The sequence below is a fragment of the Rhizobium sp. LjRoot254 genome, from assembly GCF_964254105.1.
Taxonomy (GTDB): domain Bacteria; phylum Pseudomonadota; class Alphaproteobacteria; order Rhizobiales; family Rhizobiaceae; genus Rhizobium_E.
Genome location: NZ_CAXUSM020000001.1, coordinates 462319 through 485543 on the forward strand (window position 1 = coordinate 462319; position 23225 = coordinate 485543).

Consider the following 23225-nt stretch of genomic DNA (forward strand, 5'->3'; position numbering starts at 1 on the left):
TCGCGCTGCTTCGCGCGGAATACCGAAACACTAGGATCGAGGACATATGAGGAAGAAGCTTCTGGCCGGCATGCTCGCCATCGCGGCCACGGCATTTTTTGCGATCGCCCCGCTCTCCGCTTCCGCACAGGGTGTGGATGCCGAGCTCAGGGTGCAGCAACTGGAGGAACAGCTCAGGCAGTTGAACGGCCGGGTCGAGGAGATGAGTTTCCAGATCCTGCAGATGCAGGAAACGCTCCGCAAGGCCCAGGAAGACAATGAGTTCCGCTTCCAGGAGCTCGAAGGCGGCAAGGCCAAGAAGAAGAGCTCGCTCGAACAGCCCGCCGACAAGGACACAGCAGCAAACACTTCCGGCGATCAAACGCCGGAAGTGACCCGGCAGGACGACACGGCGGCGCTCGACCAGCCGATGGACAGTTCCGGCAATACGCTGGACGACACCGGCACGCCGCCGATCGATCTCGGCAAGTTGAAGGTGGATGAGGGCGGTAATGTGCTCGGCGCCGAGGAAGCCGATCCCAATGCGGTAGCCACCCAGGATCTGCCGCCGCCCGACACGAGCACGGTGGACACGACCACGGTGGACCAGACTGCCTCACTCAACAAGGACAACAGTTCCGACGGCGATCAATACCAGTCGGCCTACGAGCAGGTTCTATCCGGCGATTATGCCTCGGCGGAATCGGGATTTGCCGATTTCATCGCCACGCACCCCGACAGCAAGAAGATCGCCGACGCGAATTTCTGGCTCGGCGAAGCACAATATTCGCAGGGCAAGTTCAACGAATCCGCCAAGACCTTCCTCAATGCCTACAAGACATACGGCAAGTCGGAAAAGGCACCCGAAATGCTCCTGAAGCTCGCCATGTCGCTGGCGGCGCTCGACAGCAAGGATACCGCCTGCGCGACGCTGCGCGAGGTCGCCAAGGCCTATCCGAAAGCCTCGCGCTCGATCGTCACCAAGGTTGCCAGCGAACAGAAGCGGCTTTCCTGCGGATGATCTCCGAGCCGCAGGGCCATGCTCCGCATCTCGCGTCGAGCCGGACCCAGCCTGAAGCGGCGGCATTCCATTTCCTCAAGCGACTGAAGCGGCCATGCCGGCTGCTTGTCGCCTATTCCGGCGGCGGCGATTCGACCGGGCTGTTGGTCGCGCTTGCGGCGTTGCGTGCGGATTGCCCCGGCCTTGCGATCATGGCCGCGACGGTCGATCATGGTCTGCGCCCGGGCTCAGCCGAAGAGGCGCTGAAGGTCGGCGCGCTCTGCCGCGCGCTCGATATCCCGCATACGGTGCTGACATGGGTGGGCGACAAGCCGAAGACCGGCATCCAGGCTGCGGCCCGGTCGGCGCGCTATCGTCTGTTGGCGGAACACGCCATCCGTAACCAGATCGATCTTGTCGTGACGGCTCATAATCTGGAAGACCAGAGGGAAACGCTCGCCATGCGGCGCGCCCGCAGCCCCGACGCCATAGGCGGCATTTCGGACGCGGTCCTGGTGGAGCGGACGGTGTGGGTTGTTCGGCCCTTCCTCGATGTCCGTCGCGATGAAATCCGGGGCTATCTGAGGCACAAGGGCATCGGCTGGATCGAGGATCCCAGCAACGACAATCCGGCCTTCGAGCGTGTACGGGTCAGGCAGCGATCGGCGGCCGCGACCCCGGAGCCAGACTCCGGCGGCGACTCTGCCGCGATCTCGGACGAGGCAGCCCGCTTTATCCATGCAGCAGTGCAGCTCCATCCGGGGCATGTCGCGGAGGTCGACTTGGAGCGTCTTTCGCCGGACGATCCGACGCATCGTCTCGCCATGCTCTCGCTTGTGGCCTTTTTCGGCGGGCGCGATCACCTTGCGGGCAAGGAGACGGCAACGCGCGTCTTCGATTTCCTGGCACGCGGCGAAGGGATGCGGCTCGCCGCCGAGCGGGTGATTCTGGACAGGCGTGGCCGGTCGCTTTTCATCGGTCGAGAGGCGAGGGGTCTGCCGCGTGTGACGATCGCGCCGGGCGAGGCGGCCTATTGGGACAATCGCTTCCACATCATCAATCGCGGCAAGGCCGTTGCGCAGATCGCTGCGGGCGATCTGGAGGCCTATCCGATCATTGATTTGCCGCAGGCCGACCGCTTGCCCAAAAGTGTCTATCATCGCGCGAGGATCACGATTCCCCGGCTGATCTCGGGTGATCCCGGAGCCATGCGCGTTCGTATCATCATTCCACAGTGCGAACATTTCCTGCCGTCGGGCAGGTTGGAGCTTGCCAATAGTCTTGCTTTTGTGGCCGGTTTGGAACACTTTCCTTCACTATCTCTTGGTTGACGGCGCGTTTTCCACGTATCTCGGCTTGGCAAGCCCGGTATGCATGCCTATGTTACACCTTGAAAAGGCCTGCTTCTCGGTTTAATCCGGCAGCCCAATAGTTCCGGTGAGGGAAATGAACCCCAATTTCAGAAATATCGCCCTTTGGGCCATCATCGCTGTCTTGCTGGTAGCGCTTTTCAGCATGTTCCAAAGCCAGGGCGATCGCGTCAATTCCAGCGAAATTCCCTATTCCGATTTCATCAAGGCAGTTGACGGCGGACGTGTCCGGCAGGTCGAGTTTACTGGCAACCGCGCCCGCGGCGTCTATGCCGACACGAACTCCGTGTTCCAGACCTATGCACCGCAGGTCGATGACGGCCTAATGAACAAGCTGCAAAGCAAGAACGTCACGGTGACCGTGCGTCCCGAGGCCGACTCTTCTTCGGGCCTGTTCGGCTTCCTGATCAATCTCCTGCCGATCCTGCTGATCATCGGCGTCTGGCTCTTCCTGATGCGGCAGATGCAGGGCGGTTCGCGCGGCGCGATGGGCTTTGGCAAGTCCAAGGCAAAGCTGCTGACCGAAGCGCATGGCCGTGTCACATTTGACGATGTCGCGGGTATCGACGAGGCCAAGCAGGACCTCGAGGAAGTCGTGGAATTCCTTCGCGATCCGCAGAAGTTCCAGCGTCTCGGCGGTCGTATTCCGCGCGGCGTGCTTCTCGTCGGTCCTCCGGGCACCGGCAAGACGCTGACGGCGCGTGCCGTCGCCGGCGAGGCCAATGTGCCCTTCTTCACCATATCCGGTTCCGACTTTGTCGAAATGTTCGTCGGCGTGGGCGCGTCCCGTGTTCGAGACATGTTCGACCAGGCCAAGAAGAACGCACCCTGCATCATCTTCATCGACGAAATCGACGCAGTCGGCCGTCATCGCGGCGCCGGTCTCGGCGGCGGCAATGACGAGCGCGAACAGACGCTCAACCAGTTGCTGGTCGAGATGGACGGTTTCGAGCAGAATGAAGGCATCATCATCATCGCCGCCACCAACCGGCCCGATGTACTCGACCCGGCGCTTCTGCGTCCCGGCCGTTTCGATCGCCAGATCACGGTTCCGAATCCCGATGTCATCGGCCGCGAGAAGATTCTCAAGGTTCATGTGCGCAACGTGCCCATGGCTCCGAATGTCGATCTCAAGGTGCTGGCCCGCGGCACCCCCGGATTTTCCGGCGCCGATCTGATGAACCTCGTCAACGAGGCTGCATTGCTTGCCGCACGGCGCAACAAGCGCGTCGTTACCCAGAGCGAGTTCGAGGACGCAAAGGACAAGGTCATGATGGGCGCCGAGCGCCGGTCGATGGCCATGACCCAGGAAGAAAAGCGCAACACCGCCTATCATGAGGCCGGTCATGCGATCATCGCGCTGAAGCTCGCAGGAACGATAGACCCGATCCACAAGGCGACGATCATCCCGCGCGGTCGCGCGCTGGGCATGGTCATGACCCTGCCGGAAAGCGATCGCTACAACTGGACCTATGAGAAGGCCGTTTCGCGCCTGACCATGCTGTTCGGCGGCCGTGAAGCGGAGATCCTGACTTTCGGCCAGGAAAAGGTGACCACTGGCGCATCCGGCGATATCCAGATGGCGACCTCGCTTGCCCGCTCCATGGTGATGGAATGGGGCATGAGCGAAAAGCTCGGCCGCGTGCGTTACCGTTCCAACGAGCAGGAAGTGTTCCTTGGCCATTCCGTCAGCCAGTCCACCAACATATCGGACGAGACCGCCAAGATCATCGATGAGGAAGTTCGCCGCCTGATTGAACAGGGTGAGCAGTCCGCGCGGAATATCATTACGGAGAACCGGGAGCAGTTCATCGCGGTTGCCGAGGCTCTGCTCGAATTCGAGACATTGACCGGTGACGAATTGCGTGAACTGATGAACGGCAAGCCTCCGTCACGCGATCCCTTCGACGACACGACGCCCTCCCATCGCCATTCGTCGGTGCCGACCACCGGCAACAAGAAGGATGGTTCGCATGGCAAGGAAGAGCCTGAAGGCGGTTTCGAGCCTCAGCCTCAATAATCGGCCGACATGCATGAAAATCAGGCCTGGGCTCTTCCCGGGCCTTTTTCACGTTAACGCTATGTGTTGACGCTTTGCCCAATTTGATGTGGCAAAATTCGTGGGATATGGCATTCAGATTGATCAAGAACGGGGCCGAATGCGCCCCAGGGATCGAGCGGGTGGAAACATGAAAAGACGTTACTTCGGCACGGATGGCATTCGCGGCCAATCCAACAAGTTCCCGATGACGCCGGATCTGGCCATGCGGGTCGGTATCGCGGCCGGCACGATCTTCCGGCGCGGCGGCCATCGCCATCGCGTGGTGATCGGCAAGGACACGCGCCTCTCCGGCTACATGCTGGAAAACGCGCTCGTCGCGGGCTTCACCGCTGCCGGTGTCGATGCCTTCGTGCTCGGCCCCATCCCGACGCCGGCCGTTGCCATGCTCACGCGTTCGCTCCGTTGCGATATCGGCGTGATGATCTCCGCCTCCCACAATCCCTATCAGGACAACGGCATCAAGCTCTTTGGCCCGGATGGCTACAAGCTTTCGGACGAGATCGAGTCCCAGATCGAAGCCATGGTCGATCAGGATATAACTGCGCAGCTCGCCAAGTCCGACGCCATCGGCCGCGCCAAGCGCATCGACGGCGTGCATGACCGCTATATCGAATTCGCCAAGCGGACGCTGCCGCGCGATGTCACACTGCACGGTCTGAGGGTCGTCATCGATTGCGCCAATGGCGCCGCCTACAAGGTTGCCCCCGCCGTACTCTGGGAACTCGGCGCCGAAGTCGTGGCGATCGGGACCGAGCCGAACGGCACCAACATCAATCTCAATTGCGGCTCTATGCATCCGGAATCGCTGATCGCCAAGGTGCACGAAGTGCGCGCCGATATCGGCATCGCGCTCGATGGCGATGCCGACCGGGTGATCATCGTCGACGAGAAGGGCAATATCGTAGACGGCGACCAGCTGATGGCGCTGATCGGCGAAACCTGGGCCAATGACGGCACGCTGCGCGGGCAGGGCATCGTTGCGACCATCATGTCGAATCTCGGGTTGGAGCGCTTCATGATCGAGCGTGGCATGACGCTGGCGCGCACATCGGTCGGCGACCGCTACGTGGTCGAGCATATGCGGAGACACGACTTCAATGTCGGTGGCGAGCAATCCGGCCATATCGTGCTGTCCGATTTCGGCACTACGGGCGATGGCCTCGTCGCGGCACTCCAGGTGCTCGCTGCCGTCAAGCGCCTGGGCAAGACAGTGAGCGAGGTCTGCCACCGTTTCGAGCCGGTGCCGCAGCTTCTGAAGAATGTCCGCTTTTCGGGCGGCAAGCCGTTGGAAGACAAGCAGGTCAAGAGCGCGATTGCCGACGCCGAAAGCCAGCTTTCCAATCGCGGTCGTCTCGTCATCCGGCCTTCGGGCACCGAGCCCCTGATCCGCGTCATGGCGGAAGGCGACGATCCCGGCCAGCTCGAACGGATCGTCGATGGCCTGATCGATCTCATCGGCAAGGTGAAGACGGCAGCATGAGGGCAACCGGGACTGGTCTTTCGAGATAAAGCGTTAACTGCGATTTAAGCCGCCCGTCTATCGTAGCAATTCTTTAGCAGTCGCAGGCCTACTCTCCAGCAGATTTTACGCTGGAGAGACTTATGAACCTCGAAGACAACGGGCCGTCGTCGTCTGGAAACCCATTGCGGGGCAGCCTGCTTGGTAGTGTTCTGTCCTGTCGTGGATCGCAGGCCCATGTCGGTCTCATCCGGCGCTCGGCGGCGGAAATGCCGCGCGCCACTGTCGGCAAGTTCGTGGCGCTCAAGCACGGCAAGGGCGCCTCGGTCGGCATGATCAGCGAGATTTCGGCCGCAGCTTCCACCGGGAGCATGGCAAATTGCCATGCAGTGGCCCAGGTCGATCTCATGGGCGAGATCACCTTCGCAACGGATGGGTCGATCAAGTTCGATCGCGGCGTGCGCGAATATCCGGCAATCGGCGACGAAGTCGAACTGCTCGGGCGGGACAATCTCCACCTGATCTATTCCTCCTTCTCCGGCCAGCCGCTGAAGATCGGTGAAGTGCAGGAAGATGGCGGCGTTCCCGCCTATATCGATGCCGAAGGCCTGTTCACCAAGCATTTCGCGGTACTGGGCTCGACCGGCGTAGGCAAGTCCTCGGGCACCGCCGTCATCCTGAACGAACTGGTCAACGCGCGTCCGGATGTCCGCGTCCTGCTGCTCGATGTGCACAACGAATATTCCAACAGCTTCGGCGCCAGATCCACCGTGGTCGATCCGGACAGCCTCAAGCTTCCCTTCTGGCTGTTCAACTTCGAGGAACTGACCGATGCCATCTACGGCGGCAAGCCGGCGGTGCTCGAGGAACTCGATATCCTGGCCGAACTGATCCCTCTCGCCAAGAGCAGCTATTCCAGCATCAAGAGCGGTGCTGAACGGTCGCTTCTCGCCCGGCGCCATCCGCGCCAGAGCGGCTTCACCGTCGATACGCCCGCGCCCTACATGATCCAGGACCTGGTTTCGTTGATCGATGATCGCATGGGCAAGCTGGAAAACCGCGCGACGCGTATGGTGCATCATCGCCTGATGGCGCGCATCGAGACGATCCGCAACGATCCGCGCTATGCCTTCATGTTCGAAAACGCCAATGTCGGCGGCGATACGATGGCCTCGGTGCTCGGCCAGCTCTTTGCGGTCAACACCAACCGTACCGGTGTCACGCTGCTCAAGCTCGCGGAATTCCCGGGCGAGGTGATCGATGCCGTCGTCTGCGTTGTGTTGCGCCTGGCCTTCGAATTCGGCCTGTGGAGCGATGGCGGCACGCCGCTGCTGATCGTCTGCGAGGAAGCGCACCGCTTTGCCGCCGCCGATCACTCGATCGGTTTCGCACCGGCGCGCCGCGCGCTGTCGCGCATCGCAAAGGAAGGCCGCAAATACGGCGTGCATCTGGGCCTCGTCACCCAGCGTCCGGCCGAACTCGATCCGACCATCGTGTCGCAATGCTCGACCCTCTTCATGATGCGCATGTCCAACGAGCGGGATCACAGCCTGCTGCGCTCGGCGGTGGCCGATGCGGCGAGCAACCTGCTCCTGCTGGTGCCCTCGCTTGGTACCGGCGAAGTCGTGGGCGTGGGCGAAGCAATGCCCCTGCCGATGCGCTTCTCCTTCCGGCGCCTGCCGCGCGAGCGTCTCCCGTCGAGCGACCAGCTGACCAACGGCATGCATCTGACAGACGCCGAGCGCGCCGCCAATGTGGAAAAAGCCATCGACCGCTGGCGCCGTGCGACCAGCACGCCGGCGGGCGTTCCCGGTGAACCCATTGCTCCCATTCCGCAGGAGCCATCGGTGCAGCCGGACACGGCGGGGGGGCAGAATGCCCTGACGCGCGGGTTGCAGGCAGCACTTGCCGGCGAGGGCCTGCTTTCGCGACGGAACAAATTCTAGTCGAAGGCGACGATCGCCAATCGAGGGTTCGGTATGCGCAATCCCGACACGGAATGGATGGACGATCCGCTCGGGCCGCAGCTGGATGCGGTCGGCGTTGTCGCGTCCGCGCCTGATCTCGGGCATATGCTCGACGTGCTGCCCTTCGGCATGCAGATCGCGGGCCCGGCGGGCGAGGTCGCCTATGCCAACGAGAGCTTTGCGTGGCTTTCCGCCGCGGTTGCCGGTCAGGGAGCGGACGGCGTGCTCAAGACCCGGTGCTTCGATTTCACCCTCGGCGGCAAGCCGTACACGGTGTCGCTGCTGGTCGACGAAACCGAGCAGATGACCCGCGAGCAGGCGCTGATCAGGCGCGCCTATTTCGACGAACTGACCGGTCTGCCGAACCGCCGTGTCATCGAGCAGAGCGTCAATGCTCTCGTCGGCCCGGGTGCGGCGGCGTTCGCGCTGGCCTTCATCGATGTCGACGGCTTCAAGCATGTCAACGATTTCTATGGCCACAATGTCGGCGATGCGCTGCTGGTCCAGATCGCCGAGCGGGTGGCGTCCGGATTGCGTCCGTCCGACATGCTGGCGCGGCTGAGCGGCGACGAGTTCCTTCTCCTGCTTTCGCCTGTCGGCGACCGCGATCAGGTGAACCACGAGGTCGGCACGATCACCAATCGCCTGAAGCTGCCATTCTACATCGAGGGCAACGAGATCCTGTCGTCGGCGTCGATCGGCGTCAGCGTTTTCCCTGATGACGGAGCGAGCTACGACGCGCTGACGGCGAATGCCGACAGGGCAATGTATCGCGGCAAGGCGGTCGGCACCGGCTCCGTCCAGTTCTTCGATGCCACGATCGAGCACGCGGCGATCGAAAAGAGCCGGCTTGAGCAGCGCCTCAGGCTGGCGATCCGCGATCGCCGTGTGAGCTGCGCCTACCAGCCCAAGATGGATATCCTGACCGGCAATGTATGCGGCGTCGAGGTGCTTCTGCGCTGGATCGACGAGGATGGTGTGATCCAGCCGCCGGGCGATTTCATCGCGCTCGCCATCGAACTTGGATTAATGGATGACCTGACCTACCTCGTGCTCGACAAGACGGTCCGATCGATCGACCGCATCAACGAAGCATTCGGGGAGACGGCGTCGATCAGCCTCAATGTGGCGGCCAAGCAGGCGGGCGATATAAAGTTCATGCGCGCGTTGCTCGACCGCATCGCGGCAACGGAATTCGCCACGCGTTTCATTCTCGAGATCACCGAGGAGGCCTTCGTGTCGAAGAGCACCTTCCAGGAGAGCGTGCTGCCGCTGATCCGCGAGATCGGTGCGCGCGTCTCGATCGATGATTTCGGCGTCGGCTATTCGTCGCTCTCGGCGCTCGCCGATATCACGGCCGACGAAGTGAAGATCGACCGCTCGTTCATCACCAACCTGCACCAGAGGCCGCGCAGCCAGAATATCCTGAAAGCAGTGGAAGCGCTCAGCCGCTCGCTCGGCATGGATGTCATCGTCGAGGGCCTGGAGACGTTCGAGGAACTGGCCTATCTCAAGGCCTGCACCAGCATTCGCTATGTCCAGGGCTACTATTTCTCCCGGCCGGTCATGCTGGAGGAACTCGAGGACAAGCGCGACGAAAGCCTTCGCCAGGAAACCGTGATCCGGCCTGCAGCGATGAATCGCGCCTTCGGCGGCCGAGGCCGGTAAATCCAGAACTCCAGTTCACGATGCTGTAGTTGTGTTCGAACGCATAAGTATGGTTAAGGCAATGCCGGAATTTTTACATCCTTAACCAAGCCGGTTAGCAATTTTTGCACCATGATGGGCCAGTTTAAGCGTGCCTTAACCATTCTCGTTCATGATTCAACCTGATCCGAAATTCAAGAGCCGGCTCTTCAGCCTGGCACGGTTAGGTGGAGTATTGATCATGAAGAGAATTCTGGCATTCGCATCCGTCCTGGCGGTGCTGTCGGCACCGGCCTACGCGGCTGACTTTGTCGAACCCGCACCCGCTCCGGAAGCCGTCGAACCGCTGCCCACCGGCGGCTGGTACCTTCGCAAGGACATCTCCTACGATTTCATGAACTCGGATGGCGTCGAATACAAACGCGGGAACGAGATGGCGAATTTTAGCGACGTCGACCTCGACGATACCGGGAACCTTGGCTTTGGTGTCGGTTACCAGATCAACGACTACTTCCGCGTCGACAAGACTTTCGACTATATGTTCTCGACCAAGTTCCGTGGAACGACGAAGGGCGGCCAGTCTGACTTCGGCGCATGCGACGTCAAGTGCACCTCGACCGATGCCTCTTCGTTCAAGGCCTTCAGCCTGATGGCGAACGCTTATGTCGACATCTACCGCTGGGGCGTGTTCACGCCTTATGTCGGCGCCGGCCTCGGTACCACCTACATCAACTGGGGTGATTTGAAGAACACTTCCTGCGCTACCGATGGCAGCGGCTGCGACGATACGGTGACGCACAAGGGTAGGGACAGCTGGCGCTTCACCTACGCCCTGATGGCCGGCACCTCGATCGACATCAATTGCCAATGGAAGGCCGATGTCGGCTATCGTTACCGCCATGTGGACGGCGGCAGCATGTTCGGCCGCAAGTTTAACGGCGGCCCAGGCTCCGATAAGGGCTTTGACATCCACGAAGTCCGCTCCGGTATCCGCTACCAGTTCGGCGACGCGTGCCCGGTAGCCTACATGCCGCCAGCTGAACTTCCTGCCGAGCAGCCGGTCTTCAAATAAGGCAGAATGCAGGTCCTGAAATAAGAAACCGCCTGGTGACGGGCGGCTTCTTTTTTGTCAAGGCGACGTCGGCCGGTTACCTGACGGAGACGAGGGTAACGGTCGTCTTCGACGCGGCGACGTTAAGGCCCAACTGGCCCGCAACGCTGATCGGTTGCAACTGGATCGAGCCCTTCGTGCCGCCCAACAGCACGTTGGCACCGATGCCGGCGCCGAGCGTGGCCTCCGCCGACGCGCCGTAATAGACGCCGCCCAGCGAACCGCGATGATATCCCGCCGTGGGCGCGAACACCGCCCAGACGAGCTTGCCCCGCGCGGTATAGCCCAGATCGATGCCGAGCTTCTTGACCGAGCCGGTGTATAGGTCCGGTGGATCGCCGCGGAAGCTCGAATGGAAGACGCAATCGAGTTCCTTGGCGGAACCCAGGACATAACCACCGCCATTGCCGATATCGCAGGTGAGGGTTCCGATCTTCACGCCGCCTTCGACGTCCTGTTCCACCGCGACCGGGGGTTCCTCGACGATGAGCGTGTCCGCGGCGCGGGCGACTATACCGCCCATGATTGCCAGCGCGGTTGCGGCGAGGGCCGTGATAATTGTCTTGTCCATTGAACTGTCCTTCTCAATTGCCGTTGGCCGCCGCACCCGGAGGTGAACGCCACTCAAAGATCGGGCTCGCGCATCTCGAGATGCCGCCGACACAGGCCAATCCTTCACTTTCCATTGGGACTTTTCGAAGGCGCTGGATTCTCTGTCTCTCCGTCGGAATGCTATTTCCGGTTTTGCGGATAGATCGTCTCGCCACGCTTGAGCATGTCCACCAGAGTCTCGATCTTTTTCTTCCGCCCCGCCTCGGTCTTCATGTGATGGGTGCGGAAGGCCAGCGCGAAGCGGTTCTGCGCGCTCAACTTGCCGAGCATCTCCTTCGCCTTCGGCTCGGCATCGATCGCGGCCTGAAGATCGTCGGGGATTTTCATGTCCTTGCCGCTGCCATAGGCGCGATCCCAGCGGCCATCCGCCTTGGCCGCCTCGACTTCTTTCAATCCGTGTTCGGTCATGCGGCCCGCCTTGATCAGCCGGGCGACATTCTCGACATTGATCTTGCTCCAGATGCTCTTTCGGGTGCGCCGTGTGTAGCGCTGCAGGTAGCTCTTGTCGTCGAGACCCTTGCGCACGGCGTCGATCCAGCCCCAGCAGAGCACCGCGTCGATCGCCTCCTTCGGCGTGATCGATTTCAGCCCGGAGCCGACCTTGTGGACCTTTATCCACACCTCGTCCTCGCTGTCATGGTGCTGTTCGAGCCAGTTGTAGAAGCTCTGCTCATCGACGAATTCATGAACCTTTTCAGGATCGACTTTCACAGGCGCCATGGGCACGTCCGTTCGTCTCTCAGCGCCATCGGTAATTTCCCGTCAACTTTTCGGCGATCGAGCCATGGCCGCCAGTGGTGCGGCAAGCTGGGCTCGGGTGCAAGAGACTACCAGCGAGTCGCGTTGCGTAACAGGGGGTTCACAACTCAGGGGGAACGGCGCATGGCGACGAGATCCGTATTGTCGCGCCCATCGCGCCGGGGCGTAGCGGCAGGATGGCGTCGCTCTACATCCAGGCTGGTCTTGCCCGAGGCCGAAACGTAGGCGTAGGATGCATCAGACCATCGCTCTGGGGATCAGCATGGGCGACATTCTCGACGTCATCGTGATAGGCGCCGGCTCGGCGGGGCTCGGCGTAAGCTATTTCCTGAGCCAGCAGGGCCTCGCGCACCGAGTGCTCGATGGAGGCCGCATCGCCGAGACATGGCGGACCCAGCGGTGGGATTCGTTTCTACTGAACTCGCCCACCATCCGTTCCCTGCTGCCGGGCGATACCTATGAGGGCACGGACCCCTGGGGTGCGATGACCTGCCAGGATTTCGTCTCCTATCTCGAAAACTATGCGGAACGGCACCATCTGCCGGTCAGCACCCGGACCCGCGTGACGGAACTGGTAGCGGACCAAGGGATGTTTCGGGTCACCACATCGGATGACGTGCTGCTGGCGCGCAATGTGGTGATCGCCACCGGCGACCAGAACCGACCCGTCCGGCCGCCCATGTCGGCGGATCTGCCGTCGACGATTGCCCAGGTCGATTGTCCCGCATACCGCAGTGCCGATTCACTTGCGCCCGGCGCGGTCCTGGTCGTCGGCAGCGGGCAGTCGGGCGCCCAGATTACCGAGGATCTGGTATTGGCCGGGCGCAAGGTGTATCTCGCGACCAGCCGCACCGGGCGCTGGGTGCGGCACTATCGCGGCGGCAATATGCTCCACTGGCTGACGCTTTCCGGCTTCATGGACGTCACGCGTGCCGAGGTGATCCGCCTGGCCGGCAGGGTGCCAACCCGCGCGCTTATCGGCGCGACGCATACGATCAGCCTGCAATCACTGAGCGCGCAAGGCGTGGTGCTGCTCGGCCGCTTCAGGGGCGTGGAGGACGGCTGCCTGATTTTCGGCGACGAGCTCCACGAGCATCTGAGATTTGGCGACGAGGTCTCCGCAAACACGAAGCGCTTGGTCGATGAGTATATCGAGCGCGCCGGTCCCGATGCGCCGCCGGCCGAGGACGACCCCGGCGAGACCGTCGAGCCGCGCCTGCCCCATCCCCCGATCCGTGCGCTCGACTGGCGGGCAAGCGACCTCGGAACGGTGATCTGGTGCACGGGCTTCACCGGCGATTTCTCCTGGATCCAGCTCCCGGGCGCCCTCGACGCCGACGGCCAGCCAATCCACGTGGATGGCGTCGCCACTGTGCCCGGTCTCTATTTCTACGGCCTCGATTTCGCGTCGACGCGGAATTCCGGCATCGTTCCGGGGATCGCGAAGGAGGCGGCCCTGCTGGTGGAGGCGCTGGTCGAACGCAGCGCAAGCCTGACACCGATCACCTGACGGTTGCGCGAGCGATGATGCCGGGACAATTCCGTTGTATTCTACTTTTAGTATTTTGATTTTCTCAAGCGCCATTCTTTAATGTGGCAGGGAAATTCGCGCGATGGAGTCCGCCGATGACCAAACTGGCTCAGTTCGCCCTAGGCTGTGCGATTGGCGTGGCCTTTGCAGCCTGTGCCGTCGTAGCCGTGTATTTTCGGCCTTTCTGGCATTCTGCATGGGGCATGCCGACGTTTCTCCTGATCTTCTGGATCGTCATGACGCTTACTGTCGGATGGGGCGGACGGGGACGACCCCATTCCTTTCGCTTCGGATTGATCGTCAGTACCGCCATTACGTCTTGTTTTGTCGCGGCGGTCTTCATCAACAAATATGTCGGAATCGGATTGATTTGTTTGCTCGCTTACGTCGCGGTGAAATTCCTTGAAAATAGCAACGGCGAACCCGACCCCGATCCGGGTGACAAACAATCTTAAAGAGCGGACTGTGGTTAACAAACGAGGTAAACGAACCCTCTCCAGGTATGCTTAACTCAGGGTTAACCTCTCCTTGGCATAGTTTTTCCAAATCGAATTCCGGCTGGTTTGCGCCGGCCGCGTCGCGAGGAAAATGCCATGAAAATCCGCCATAGCCTGTTTGCCGTTCTGGCTTTAGCCGTCGCGACACCGGCACTCGCCTTCGACCTGCCGCCGCCGGTCGAAGCGCCGGAATATACTGGCACGATCTCGGGCGTTAGCGGCTGGTATATCCGCGGCGACCTCGGCTACAACGCCTCCCTCGATGCCGGCAAGCCGAGCTGGGAGAGCTACAGTTCCAAAGACAACAGCTACGACAATGTGACATTCGATTCGGCGCGGCTCGACGGCAATTTCAACCTCAGCACCGGCGCCGGCTACCAGTTCAACGACTATTTCCGTACCGACCTGACGCTCGATTATTTCAAGACCGATTTCGACGGCAAGTCGATTCGGAACACATCATGTTCCGCCGGGCAATTGGCCAGCACCAAATGCGGCTTCAGCCATACTGACAGCCTCGCCTCGCTCGGTCTTCTCGCCAACGCCTATGTCGATCTCGGCACGGTCTGGGGGCTGACGCCCTATGTCGGCGCCGGCGCCGGTGTGGCCAGTGTCGACTGGAAGGGCATGACGACCTCGAAATATTGCACCGGCAGCAAGGACTGCGACAATGGGATCAAATACGAGGACCAGGAGACGTCCGGCATCGAAAGCTGGCGTTTCACCTATGCGCTGATGGCCGGTGTCAGCTATGACATTGCTCCCCGCACCAAGCTCGATCTGGGCTACCGCTATGCCAATATCGCCGGCGGTGACATGACGGACTACAGCGAGAACGAGCAGAAGAAGGGCGCCAAGAACCCCAAGGCCCAGGATGACGGCATCGGCCGCCACGAGTTCCGCGCCGGTCTGCGCCTGACCACCTGGTAATACCAAGGATCGATGATAGGAACCCATAGGATGGTTCATACAGGCCTTTCGGCTAGGCGCGGTTCGAAGAGCGATGCTTCGCATCGGTCGAGGATCGCAACAACGCCGAAAGGCCTGTATGAACCACCTCCGGTCGGCTTCTCTTCGTCTCCGGCGGCGTCGAGGCTCTTGCACGATGCGAAGGCATCGTGGCTGCGAACCTCTCCTGGCCGGAAACGAAGATCGAGCCGATCCTATGGGATCCTATCATCGATCCTTGGTATTAGCCACCCGGCAACAGAATTGATGCAGCAAGGCGGGGCACACGACCCCGCCTTTTTGATGCGTCAATTTATCTTCTGTTTGCGCCATAACGCGCTTGACTTGGAATTGCCCTTCCCATATTCCCAACGGCGGGACACCTCTCCCCAACGAGAGGCCATATACCTGGAAGGGTAGTTTATCATGGTAGAACTCGCCGCACCGGACCTGCGTCCGGCTAACACGCATTTTTCTTCCGGCCCCTGCTCGAAGCGTCCGAACTGGTCGCTCGACGCGCTCAAGGATGCAGCGCTCGGCCGCTCCCACCGCTCGAAACTCGGCAAGAACAAGCTCAAGCAGGCGATCGACCTGACGCGCGAGATTCTCGACGTGCCGGCCGATTATCGCATCGGTATCGTGCCCGCTTCGGATACCGGCGCCGTCGAAATGGCGTTGTGGTCGCTGCTCGGCGCGCGGGGCGTCGACATGGTGGCCTGGGAAAGTTTCGGCGCCGGCTGGGTGTCCGACGTGGTCAAGGAACTCAAGCTTCCCGATGTCCGCAAGTTCAACGCCGATTACGGCAAGCTGGTGGATTTCACGAAGGTTGATTTCGACCGTGACGTGGTCTTCACCTGGAACGGCACGACGTCGGGTGTCCGCGTCGAGAATGGCGACTTCATTCCCGCCGACCGGAAAGGCCTGACCATCTGCGATGCGACCTCTGCGGCGTTTGCGCAGAACCTCGATTTTTCCAAGCTCGATGTCGTCACCTTCTCCTGGCAGAAGGTGCTGGGCGGGGAGGGCGCGCATGGCGTTCTCATCCTCAGCCCACGCGCCGTCGAACGCCTCGAATCCTATGAGCCTTCCTGGCCACTGCCGAAGATCTTCCGCATGACCAAATCAGGCAAGCTCATCGAGGGCATCTTCCAGGGCGAGACGATCAACACGCCTTCGATGCTGTGCGTCGAGGATTATATCGATGCGCTCAACTGGGCGAAGTCGCTCGGCGGCCTCAAGGCTCTGATGGCGCGGGCCGATGCGAATGCCCAAGTGATCTTCGACTTCTGCGACAAGAACCCCTGGCTCGCCAATCTCGCCGAAGTTCCGGCCACACGTTCCAATACTTCGGTGTGCCTGAAGATCGTCGATCCCACCGTGACGGCGCTCGATGCCGATGCGCAGGACGCCTTCGCCAAGGGCGTGGTCGCCACGCTCGAGAAGGAGGGTGTTGCGGTCGATATCGGCGCCTATCGCGATGCGCCGTCCGGCCTGCGCATCTGGTGCGGCGCGACCATCGAGACCTCCGATCTCGAACGTCTGATGCCGTGGCTCTCCTTCGCTTTCGAAAAGCAGAAGGCAACGCTTTCCGCCAAGGCGGCCTGATTTCTTGCCTCCTCCGGCCATCGGAGAAGGCTGTCATTCCAGATTTCATATCCTTTTTGAGGAGGCCATCATGGCACCGCGCGTACTCGTATCCGACGAACTCTCGGAAACCGCCGTCCAGATCTTTCGCGATCGCGGCGTCGACGTCGATTTCCAGCCGAAGCTCGGCAAGGACAAGGACAAGCTCGCCGAGATCATCGGCAATTATGACGGACTTGCGATCCGTTCCGCCACCAAGGCGACCGAAAAACTGATCGCCGCCGCGTCCAATCTCAAGGTCATCGGCCGTGCCGGCATCGGCGTCGACAATGTCGATATCCCGGCCGCCTCGCGCCGCGGCATCATCGTTATGAACACGCCGTTCGGCAATTCGATCACCACGGCGGAACATGCGGTGGCGATGATGTTCGCCGTTGCCCGCCAGCTTCCCGCCGCCGACGCCTCGACCCAGGCCGGCAAGTGGGAGAAGTCCAAGTTCATGGGCGTCGAGATCACCGGCAAGACGCTCGGCGTGATCGGCTGCGGCAATATCGGCGGCATCGTCTGCCAGCGTGCCATTGGGCTCAAGATGCATGTCATCGGCTACGACCCGTTCCTGAGCCACGAGCGCGCACTTGAGATGGGCATCCAGAAGGTCGAGCTCGACGAACTGTTCGAGAAGGCCGATTTCATCACATTGCATGTGCCGCTGACCGACAAGACCCGCAACATCATCGATCATGCGGCACTGGCCAAGATGAAGGACGGCGTCCGCATCATCAACTGCGCCCGTGGCGGTCTCGTCGTCGAGGCCGATCTCGCCGAAGCCATCAAGTCGGGCAAGGTCGCCGGTGCCGGTTTTGACGTCTTCGAGGTCGAGCCCGCCGAAGCCAGCCCGCTCTTCGGCCTGCCCAACGTTGTCTGCACGCCTCATCTTGGCGCCTCGACCACGGAAGCACAGGAGAATGTTGCTCTACAGGTCGCCGAGCAGATGTCGGATTACCTGATCAAGGGGGCGGTCTCCAACGCCATCAACATGCCCTCGATCACCGCCGAAGAGGCGCCGATCCTCAAGCCCTATATCAAGCTCGCCGATTGCCTCGGCGCCTTTGTCGGCCAGGTCACGGAGAGCCCGATCAAGGCGATCGAGATCCTCTATGACGGCGTCGTCGCCGAGATGAACACCAAGGCGCTGACCTCGGCGCTCCTGGCCGGCCTCATCCGCAGCCAGGTCGCAGACGTCAACATGGTCTCTGCACCCGTGATGATCAAGGAAAAGGGCATCATGCTGTCGGAGGTCAAGCGCGACAAGTCGGGCGTCTACGAGGGCTATGTGAAGCTCACGGTCACCACCGAGAACCAGACCCGTTCGATCGCCGGCACTGTGTTCTCGGATGGCAAGCCGCGCTTCATCCAGATCAAGGGCATCAACATGGATGCCGATGTCGGCGCCAACATGATCTACATCTCCAACACCGACGTGCCGGGGATGATCGGCTTCATGGGAATGACGCTGGGCGAGGGCGGCGTCAACATCGCCAACTTCCAGCTCGGCCGCGACAAGCAGGGCGGCGATGCCATCGCGCTGCTCTATGTCGATGAGCCGGTGAAGCAGGAGGTGCTCGACAAGCTGACCGCACACAACGCCATCCGCCAGGCCAAGCCGCTGGTGTTCAACGTCGATTGAGGATGGCTGAGAAGACCCCGCCCCGAACCCCTCCCCACAAGGGGGAGGGGCCAACTGGTGGCGCTCACATTGCCCCACTCATTCTCGCGCATGTCGCGCCGACGGGTAGGTCTCGCTCGATATTGAGTAGAGGTGAAGGCGCGTCAACGGGTTAAGCCCCTCCCCCTTGTGGGGAGGGGTTGGGGCGGGGAATTTTCTTACATCAGCGCCATCACCAACTCCGTCTTGCCATAGCCGAACTGGAATTCCGCGGTCCCCGTATGGTGCAGCGCGATCCAGTCTCCCGCCGTGAGATAGGCGAGCGATATCGCCGACTGGCTGTAGCTCTCAGACCCCGTATCGCTGTCGCGCACGGCCAGCAGGTTGGTTGAGCCGTTCTGCTGGACCGCCACCGAATAGCTCGCCGCCGCGAGCGAGGATACGTTGAGCGTGATCATGTAGAACCCCGTCGCCGGCACCGTCAGCCGGCTGCCGACGCCTGACGTCACTGTCGCCCCGAGCGCAAATCCGCCCTGGTTGAGATGCAGCGTGCCGAAGCCGGTGCGGGTGTTGTTGGCCGGCGTCAGTGCGGTTTCGCCATAGGAGGCGCGCACCAGCGGCCGGCCGGGCATCAGCACCGCACCGCTGGCGCTGGTCTTCAACGCGGTAGCCCATGCCGAGCCATCGGCCGATACCTTGATCTCGAAATCGTCCGAGCCGGAAAGCCCCATCTCGGCGCGGCCGGAAAAGCCGGTCTGGAACATCAGCGATCCGGTATCGCCGTCGTCGGCCTTGTTGATCTTCAACTGATGACCGGCGCCCGCGTGATTGAGCAGCGTCGCGGCGGCGGAGACAACGAGCCGGTTGGTCGCATCCGCCGAGGCATTAATCCCGATTTGGGAAATTTCGCTCTCGGTCAGCAGGTCTGCCCAGGCAGTTCCGGTCCAGATCCTCTGCCGCGATGCGTTTACAAACCATCCAACCCAGCCCGTGCGGGGGGTCAAGTAGATCCATGCGCCGTCCTCGAACAGCGCGATCTTGCCCGCCTTTCCGGTCCATGCGCCTGTCGGCGCGCTGCCGATCGCGTGGCATGCGCCCTCGGCCGGCGACGATGGCGGCGTGTTGGTTTCGGATTGCACGACCAATTGCACCAGCCCGTCGAGGCGGCGCAGCGCCTCATTGTGGGTTACATGCTTCTGGGCCTGGGAAGACAGGATATAGGGAAGGGAAAGATTGACCGTTTGTTCCGACATGAAGTGCTCCTTGGAAAATGGATAATGAAAAGGCTTGGGTCGCCATCGATCATTATCGGGCCTGTTTGGAGCGTGTGGAAAATTTTCTATAAGTCTATGATTTAAAACGAAAAAGGCCGGGTAAAACCCGGCCCTCGATATGATCTCGGAAATAAGCTTTAGTGGCGGTATTGCTGGATTCGCGTGGTGCGCAGGCCCGCCAGGCCATGGTCGGAAATTGAGCTTTGCCAGGACAGGAATTCCTCCACTGTCAGCGTATAGCGATCGCATGCCTCTTCGAGGCTCAAGAGACCGCCACGCACCGCCGCGACAACTTCAGCCTTGCGGCGGATCACCCAGCGCCTGGTGTTTGCCGGGGGCAGATCGGCGATAGTTAGTGGACTGCCATCGGGGCCGATGACATATTTAACACGTGGACGAATTGCTTCGGTCATTTGGACTCTCTACACAAACAAAGACCATATGCAGCGACTTTACGGTGTCACATTTAAAAATTGCCTAAACACTGGGAAAGAATTTTACGAAAAGCCTTTTGAAAACAAAATTCTGCCGGAATCGACTCGCCAATCCGTTGAAAACCTTGGCTTGTCCTGCCTGACATAACGACCTATATCCGCCCTGAATTTCATGCTAAGCATGGCCCGATCCCTGTAGTGCAATAAGAAAACTGCCCGTGAACAGCCTCGATTTCGACAAGCGTCCAGAAGATACCCGCGTGGTTGTCGCCATGTCGGGAGGTGTCGATTCTTCCGTCGTCGCCGGTCTTCTGAAACAAGAGGGCTATGATGTCATCGGCATCACGCTGCAGCTTTACGATCACGGCGCGGCCGTGCACCGCGCAGGCTCCTGCTGTGCCGGCCAGGATATCGATGACGCCCGTCGCGTCTGCGAGACGCTCGGCATTCCCCATTACGTGCTCGATTACGAACGCCGCTTCCGTGACGCGGTGATCAATCCGTTCATGGAAAGCTATGTCGCCGGCGAAACGCCGATCCCCTGCGTCGCCTGCAACCAGACCGTCAAGTTCGCCGACCTGCTGATCACCGCCAAGGAACTCGGTGCCGATGCTCTCGCGACCGGCCACTATATCCGCTCCAAGCCCGCGCCGACCGCCGGCCATCCGGAACGCCGGGCGCTGTTCCGTCCCGTCGATGCCGAGCGCGACCAGAGCTATTTCCTGTTTGCCACCACGCAGGAGCAGATCGATTACCTGCGGTTCCCGCTCGGCAGCATGTCCAAGGCCGAGGTTCGCGCGCATGCGGCCGAGATGGGCCTTGTCGTCGCCGAAAAGGCCGACAGCCAGGACATCTGTTTCGTGCCGCATGGCAAATATTCCGACGTCATCAACAAGCTTCGGCCGGATGCGGCGCTGGGCGGCGAGATCGTGCATCTCGATGGCCGCGTGCTCGGGCGCCACGATGGCATCCTGCATTTCACCATCGGCCAGCGCCGCGGCATCGGCGTCGCCGTCGGCGAGCCGCTCTATGTCGTACATCTCGATGCCCGCTCGAAGCGCGTGATCGTCGGTCCGAAGGAAGCACTCGATACGCATCGGCTCTATCTCCGCGACGTGAACTGGCTGGGCGACGGCGATCTCCGCGCGATGGCCGAGGACGGCATGGATTGCTTCGCCAAGGTGCGCTCGACACGCCCGCCGAAGGAGGCACGCCTGTTCGCCGACGCCACCGGCATCTATGTCGAACTCGAGGAAGGCGAGGCGGGTGTCGCGCCCGGCCAGGCCTGCGCGCTCTATTCCGCGCCCGGCGAGGATGCCCGCGTCTATGGCGGCGGCTTCATCGCGCGTTCGGAAAAGGATGTGACGGCCGAACGGCTGCTCAAGGAACTGCTTTCGACCCATGTCGCGGCGTAGACCGGGCAAGCGTTTTCACCCCGGGAATTTGCCGGATATCGCTTGACAGAACGGGAAGCCCCGACTTATAAGCCGCCCGTCTGGCCGGGCACCGTTCCCGGATCGGCCATGGCGGGATAGCTCAGTTGGTTAGAGCGTGGGACTCATAACCCCAAGGTCGGCAGTTCAACTCTGCCTCCCGCTACCAAAATCAGCCGAAAGTTCCGGCCCAGCGATGGCGCTGAGCCATCCTTTGAGATCACAGCGGTATTCTTCACGCGGCTGAACGACGTTGATCTGCGCCTCGGTAATGCTCTTCTGAAAACAACGCTTACATCAAACCCACCTTCACGTATAACGTTGCAGTTCCAGACTACAATCTGCAACAGTGGGGATAGATGTATAGCGCGAGAGAAGTAGAAACAGAACTCGGCGACCTTGCGCCGCAAATCTCCGGCGCCGCTCGTGAAACTCTCAGTCGGATGTACTCATCCAGTGTTCTTGATGGAACCGAGGAAAAAGCAAGATCCATTGGGCAGGAAAAAATAAACATCCTTCAAGGGTCTGAACTGAACAGGATCCTCAAGGATATCAAAGCCGCGAAAACCCTTGAGATCGGCTTTGCATATGGGTTCTCGACCATTTGGCTGTTGGATGCTGTTGCGATGCATGGCGGTACTCACAACGCGATCGATCCATTTGAAAAGCGAAGATGGGGTGGTGTCGGTCTACACCAGGTCAACCAGACAACCGGCTTTGACAAATTGTTCAAGTGGCATGAGGCGTTTTCAATTCACGCTTTGAGTGATTTCATTCGATCCGGCGAGACCTTTGACGCGGTGTTCATCGATGGAAATCATCGCTTTGATGATGTGGTCGTCGATTTCTATCTTGCCGATCAGGTTCTCAGAGTCGGCGGCATTGTGGCGTTTGATGACCTGTGGATGGATTCCGTCAAGAGCGTGGCTTCATTCGTTGCATTGAACAGGCACTATGAATTGGTCCCTCAGCGCGCGAGCACCATGGCTGTGTTCAGAAAGATTGCCGACGATGATAGGCTTTGGGATCACTACATCCCGTTTGAAACAACCCACAACGACGGGCAAGGAAGTCGGGTGCGTCAGTTGGCCCGCTATCTGAAGAGACGTTTTCTTTGACCGGTCATAGTCTGCGACTTGACTGCCTCAATTCGCCGCCGCGAAGAGCAATTGCAGCAGGCTGATCACGAAGATCGTTCCCACCGTCATGAAGCCGACGATCAGGATGGCAGAAAACAACGAATGCCCGTTGGTTGCCTGCCGCTTGCCGGGCTGTTGCTGCCTGCCCGGGCTGCGGCTGATCAGGTGATAGACAAAGGCGAGCCGGGCCGTGGTCAACGGCAGGCTGGCGTTTCGCGGATTGTGCATGGCACTCACTCATCGCAGTTGATGTCATGAGAAAGGTAGACCCTATCGCATAGGGTTTCGATTGGGATGCCGGTGCAAAGATGTAAAGAAACCATCAGGATTTCTTTATGCACCCTTGGCTCCGCGAACGCCCACCGGCATTTCACCTATAGGATTTTTATATCTTTTCGAGGCCGGCAATCTCGAACCTTAATGCGGTTCGGGAGCATATAAATTCCGATACCGGGAAACCGCGGGTCATCTCGCTTTGCCGTCAGGCACACCTGATCTCCTTAATAAAGACGCGGCCTTCACGGGCAACACCAGAACTCGGCTTTCAACAGGAGTGACCGATATGGACATCGTACTTGTGGGCGGCGCAATCGCGCTTTTCGCGCTGGCCTTCGCCTACACCAGAATCTGCAACGACATTTGAGGGAGCCAGCCATGCTGATCGACTACATGCTCGCAGGCGCGACGACGCTCTTCCTGCTCGTTTACCTGACCTATGCGCTCGTGCGTCCCGAACGCTTCTGAGCAGCGTTC

20 protein-coding genes and 1 tRNA gene are annotated in these 23225 nt (G+C 60.7%); 16 read left to right on the forward strand and 5 right to left on the reverse strand.

Annotation, left to right across the window (positions count from 1 at the left end; genetic code table 11):
* Positions 1–46 precede the first annotated feature (46 nt).
* From ybgF to ACSQ26_RS02405, 7 genes are all read left to right on the forward strand, one after another.
* Positions 47–1000, forward strand: coding sequence for a tol-pal system protein YbgF (ybgF, locus tag ACSQ26_RS02375; RefSeq protein ID WP_436005912.1), 954 nt, complete (start codon positions 47–49; stop codon positions 998–1000).
* Positions 997–2310 carry a tRNA lysidine(34) synthetase TilS gene (gene tilS, locus ACSQ26_RS02380; protein ID WP_436005914.1) on the forward strand — a complete coding sequence of 438 codons (1314 nt, stop codon included), beginning with the start codon at positions 997–999 and terminating at the stop codon, positions 2308–2310. The genes ybgF and tilS overlap by 4 nt, the downstream gene beginning before the upstream one ends.
* Positions 2311–2425: 115 nt before the next feature.
* Positions 2426–4369 carry an ATP-dependent zinc metalloprotease FtsH gene (gene ftsH, locus ACSQ26_RS02385; RefSeq protein WP_436005916.1) on the forward strand — a complete coding sequence of 648 codons (1944 nt, stop codon included), beginning with the start codon at positions 2426–2428 and terminating at the stop codon, positions 4367–4369.
* A 169-nt stretch (positions 4370–4538) separates the two neighbouring features.
* Entirely contained in the window at positions 4539–5891 is a 1353-nt protein-coding gene (gene glmM / locus ACSQ26_RS02390) for a phosphoglucosamine mutase (protein WP_436005918.1), read from the forward strand.
* Positions 5892–6013: 122 nt separating this feature from the next.
* Positions 6014–7816, forward strand: a complete 1803-nt coding sequence (locus tag ACSQ26_RS02395; protein ID WP_436005920.1) for an ATP-binding protein — start codon at positions 6014–6016, stop codon at positions 7814–7816.
* 33 nt (positions 7817–7849) lie between these two features.
* Positions 7850–9505, forward strand: a complete 1656-nt coding sequence (locus ACSQ26_RS02400) for a putative bifunctional diguanylate cyclase/phosphodiesterase (RefSeq protein ID WP_436005922.1) — start codon at positions 7850–7852, stop codon at positions 9503–9505.
* A 220-nt stretch (positions 9506–9725) separates the two neighbouring features.
* Positions 9726–10556: an outer membrane protein gene (locus tag ACSQ26_RS02405; protein ID WP_436005924.1), complete on the forward strand. Its 831-nt coding sequence runs from the start codon at positions 9726–9728 to the stop codon at positions 10554–10556.
* Between the two features lie 76 nt (positions 10557–10632).
* Here the strand turns inward: ACSQ26_RS02405 and ACSQ26_RS02410 are convergent, their stop codons facing one another.
* Both ACSQ26_RS02410 and ACSQ26_RS02415 read right to left on the reverse strand, forming a co-directional pair.
* On the reverse strand, positions 10633–11166 hold the full coding sequence (locus tag ACSQ26_RS02410; protein WP_436005926.1) for a DUF992 domain-containing protein: 534 nt from the start codon (positions 11164–11166) through the stop codon (positions 10633–10635).
* 161 nt (positions 11167–11327) lie between these two features.
* The gene (locus ACSQ26_RS02415; protein WP_436005928.1) at positions 11328–11927 is read right to left on the reverse strand and encodes a YdeI/OmpD-associated family protein; all 600 of its coding nucleotides are present in this window, start codon (positions 11925–11927) and stop codon (positions 11328–11330) included.
* A 325-nt stretch (positions 11928–12252) separates the two neighbouring features.
* On the opposite strand from ACSQ26_RS02415, the gene ACSQ26_RS02420 reads away from it, so the two are divergent.
* The 5 genes from ACSQ26_RS02420 (at position 12253) to serA (ending at position 18213) form a co-directional block, all read left to right on the forward strand.
* A complete protein-coding gene (locus ACSQ26_RS02420) occupies positions 12253–13476 on the forward strand; it encodes a flavin-containing monooxygenase (protein ID WP_436005930.1) in 1224 nt (407 codons plus the stop codon).
* Positions 13477–13592: 116 nt separating this feature from the next.
* Positions 13593–13952 carry a hypothetical protein gene (locus tag ACSQ26_RS02425; RefSeq protein WP_436005932.1) on the forward strand — a complete coding sequence of 120 codons (360 nt, stop codon included), beginning with the start codon at positions 13593–13595 and terminating at the stop codon, positions 13950–13952.
* A 138-nt stretch (positions 13953–14090) separates the two neighbouring features.
* Complete coding sequence (locus ACSQ26_RS02430) at positions 14091–14924, forward strand: outer membrane beta-barrel protein (protein WP_436005934.1); 834 nt, start codon at positions 14091–14093, stop codon at positions 14922–14924.
* A 444-nt stretch (positions 14925–15368) separates the two neighbouring features.
* Complete coding sequence (locus tag ACSQ26_RS02435) at positions 15369–16547, forward strand: phosphoserine transaminase (RefSeq protein WP_436005936.1); 1179 nt, start codon at positions 15369–15371, stop codon at positions 16545–16547.
* Positions 16548–16617: 70 nt separating this feature from the next.
* Positions 16618–18213 carry a phosphoglycerate dehydrogenase gene (gene serA, locus ACSQ26_RS02440; protein WP_436005938.1) on the forward strand — a complete coding sequence of 532 codons (1596 nt, stop codon included), beginning with the start codon at positions 16618–16620 and terminating at the stop codon, positions 18211–18213.
* Positions 18214–18410: 197 nt separating this feature from the next.
* Here serA and ACSQ26_RS02445 read toward each other — a convergent pair whose 3' ends face one another.
* Positions 18411–19445, reverse strand: coding sequence for a DUF2793 domain-containing protein (locus ACSQ26_RS02445; RefSeq protein WP_436005940.1), 1035 nt, complete (start codon positions 19443–19445; stop codon positions 18411–18413).
* A 158-nt stretch (positions 19446–19603) separates the two neighbouring features.
* Entirely contained in the window at positions 19604–19879 is a 276-nt protein-coding gene (gene sciP / locus ACSQ26_RS02450; RefSeq protein WP_201657174.1) for a CtrA inhibitor SciP, read from the reverse strand.
* A 239-nt stretch (positions 19880–20118) separates the two neighbouring features.
* On the opposite strand from sciP, the gene mnmA reads away from it, so the two are divergent.
* The 3 genes from mnmA (at position 20119) to ACSQ26_RS02465 (ending at position 22451) form a co-directional block, all read left to right on the forward strand.
* Complete coding sequence (gene mnmA / locus ACSQ26_RS02455; protein ID WP_436005942.1) at positions 20119–21315, forward strand: tRNA 2-thiouridine(34) synthase MnmA; 1197 nt, start codon at positions 20119–20121, stop codon at positions 21313–21315.
* 110 nt (positions 21316–21425) lie between these two features.
* A tRNA-Met gene (locus tag ACSQ26_RS02460) sits at positions 21426–21502 on the forward strand.
* 190 nt (positions 21503–21692) lie between these two features.
* Positions 21693–22451, forward strand: coding sequence for a class I SAM-dependent methyltransferase (locus ACSQ26_RS02465; RefSeq protein WP_436005944.1), 759 nt, complete (start codon positions 21693–21695; stop codon positions 22449–22451).
* 27 nt (positions 22452–22478) lie between these two features.
* Here ACSQ26_RS02465 and ACSQ26_RS02470 read toward each other — a convergent pair whose 3' ends face one another.
* Positions 22479–22700 (reverse strand): hypothetical protein, encoded by a 222-nt coding sequence (locus tag ACSQ26_RS02470; RefSeq protein ID WP_436005946.1) that lies wholly within the window; start codon positions 22698–22700, stop codon positions 22479–22481.
* 426 nt (positions 22701–23126) lie between these two features.
* On the opposite strand from ACSQ26_RS02470, the gene ACSQ26_RS02475 reads away from it, so the two are divergent.
* Positions 23127–23216: a K(+)-transporting ATPase subunit F gene (locus tag ACSQ26_RS02475; RefSeq protein ID WP_258158092.1), complete on the forward strand. Its 90-nt coding sequence runs from the start codon at positions 23127–23129 to the stop codon at positions 23214–23216.
* Positions 23217–23225 lie beyond the last annotated feature (9 nt).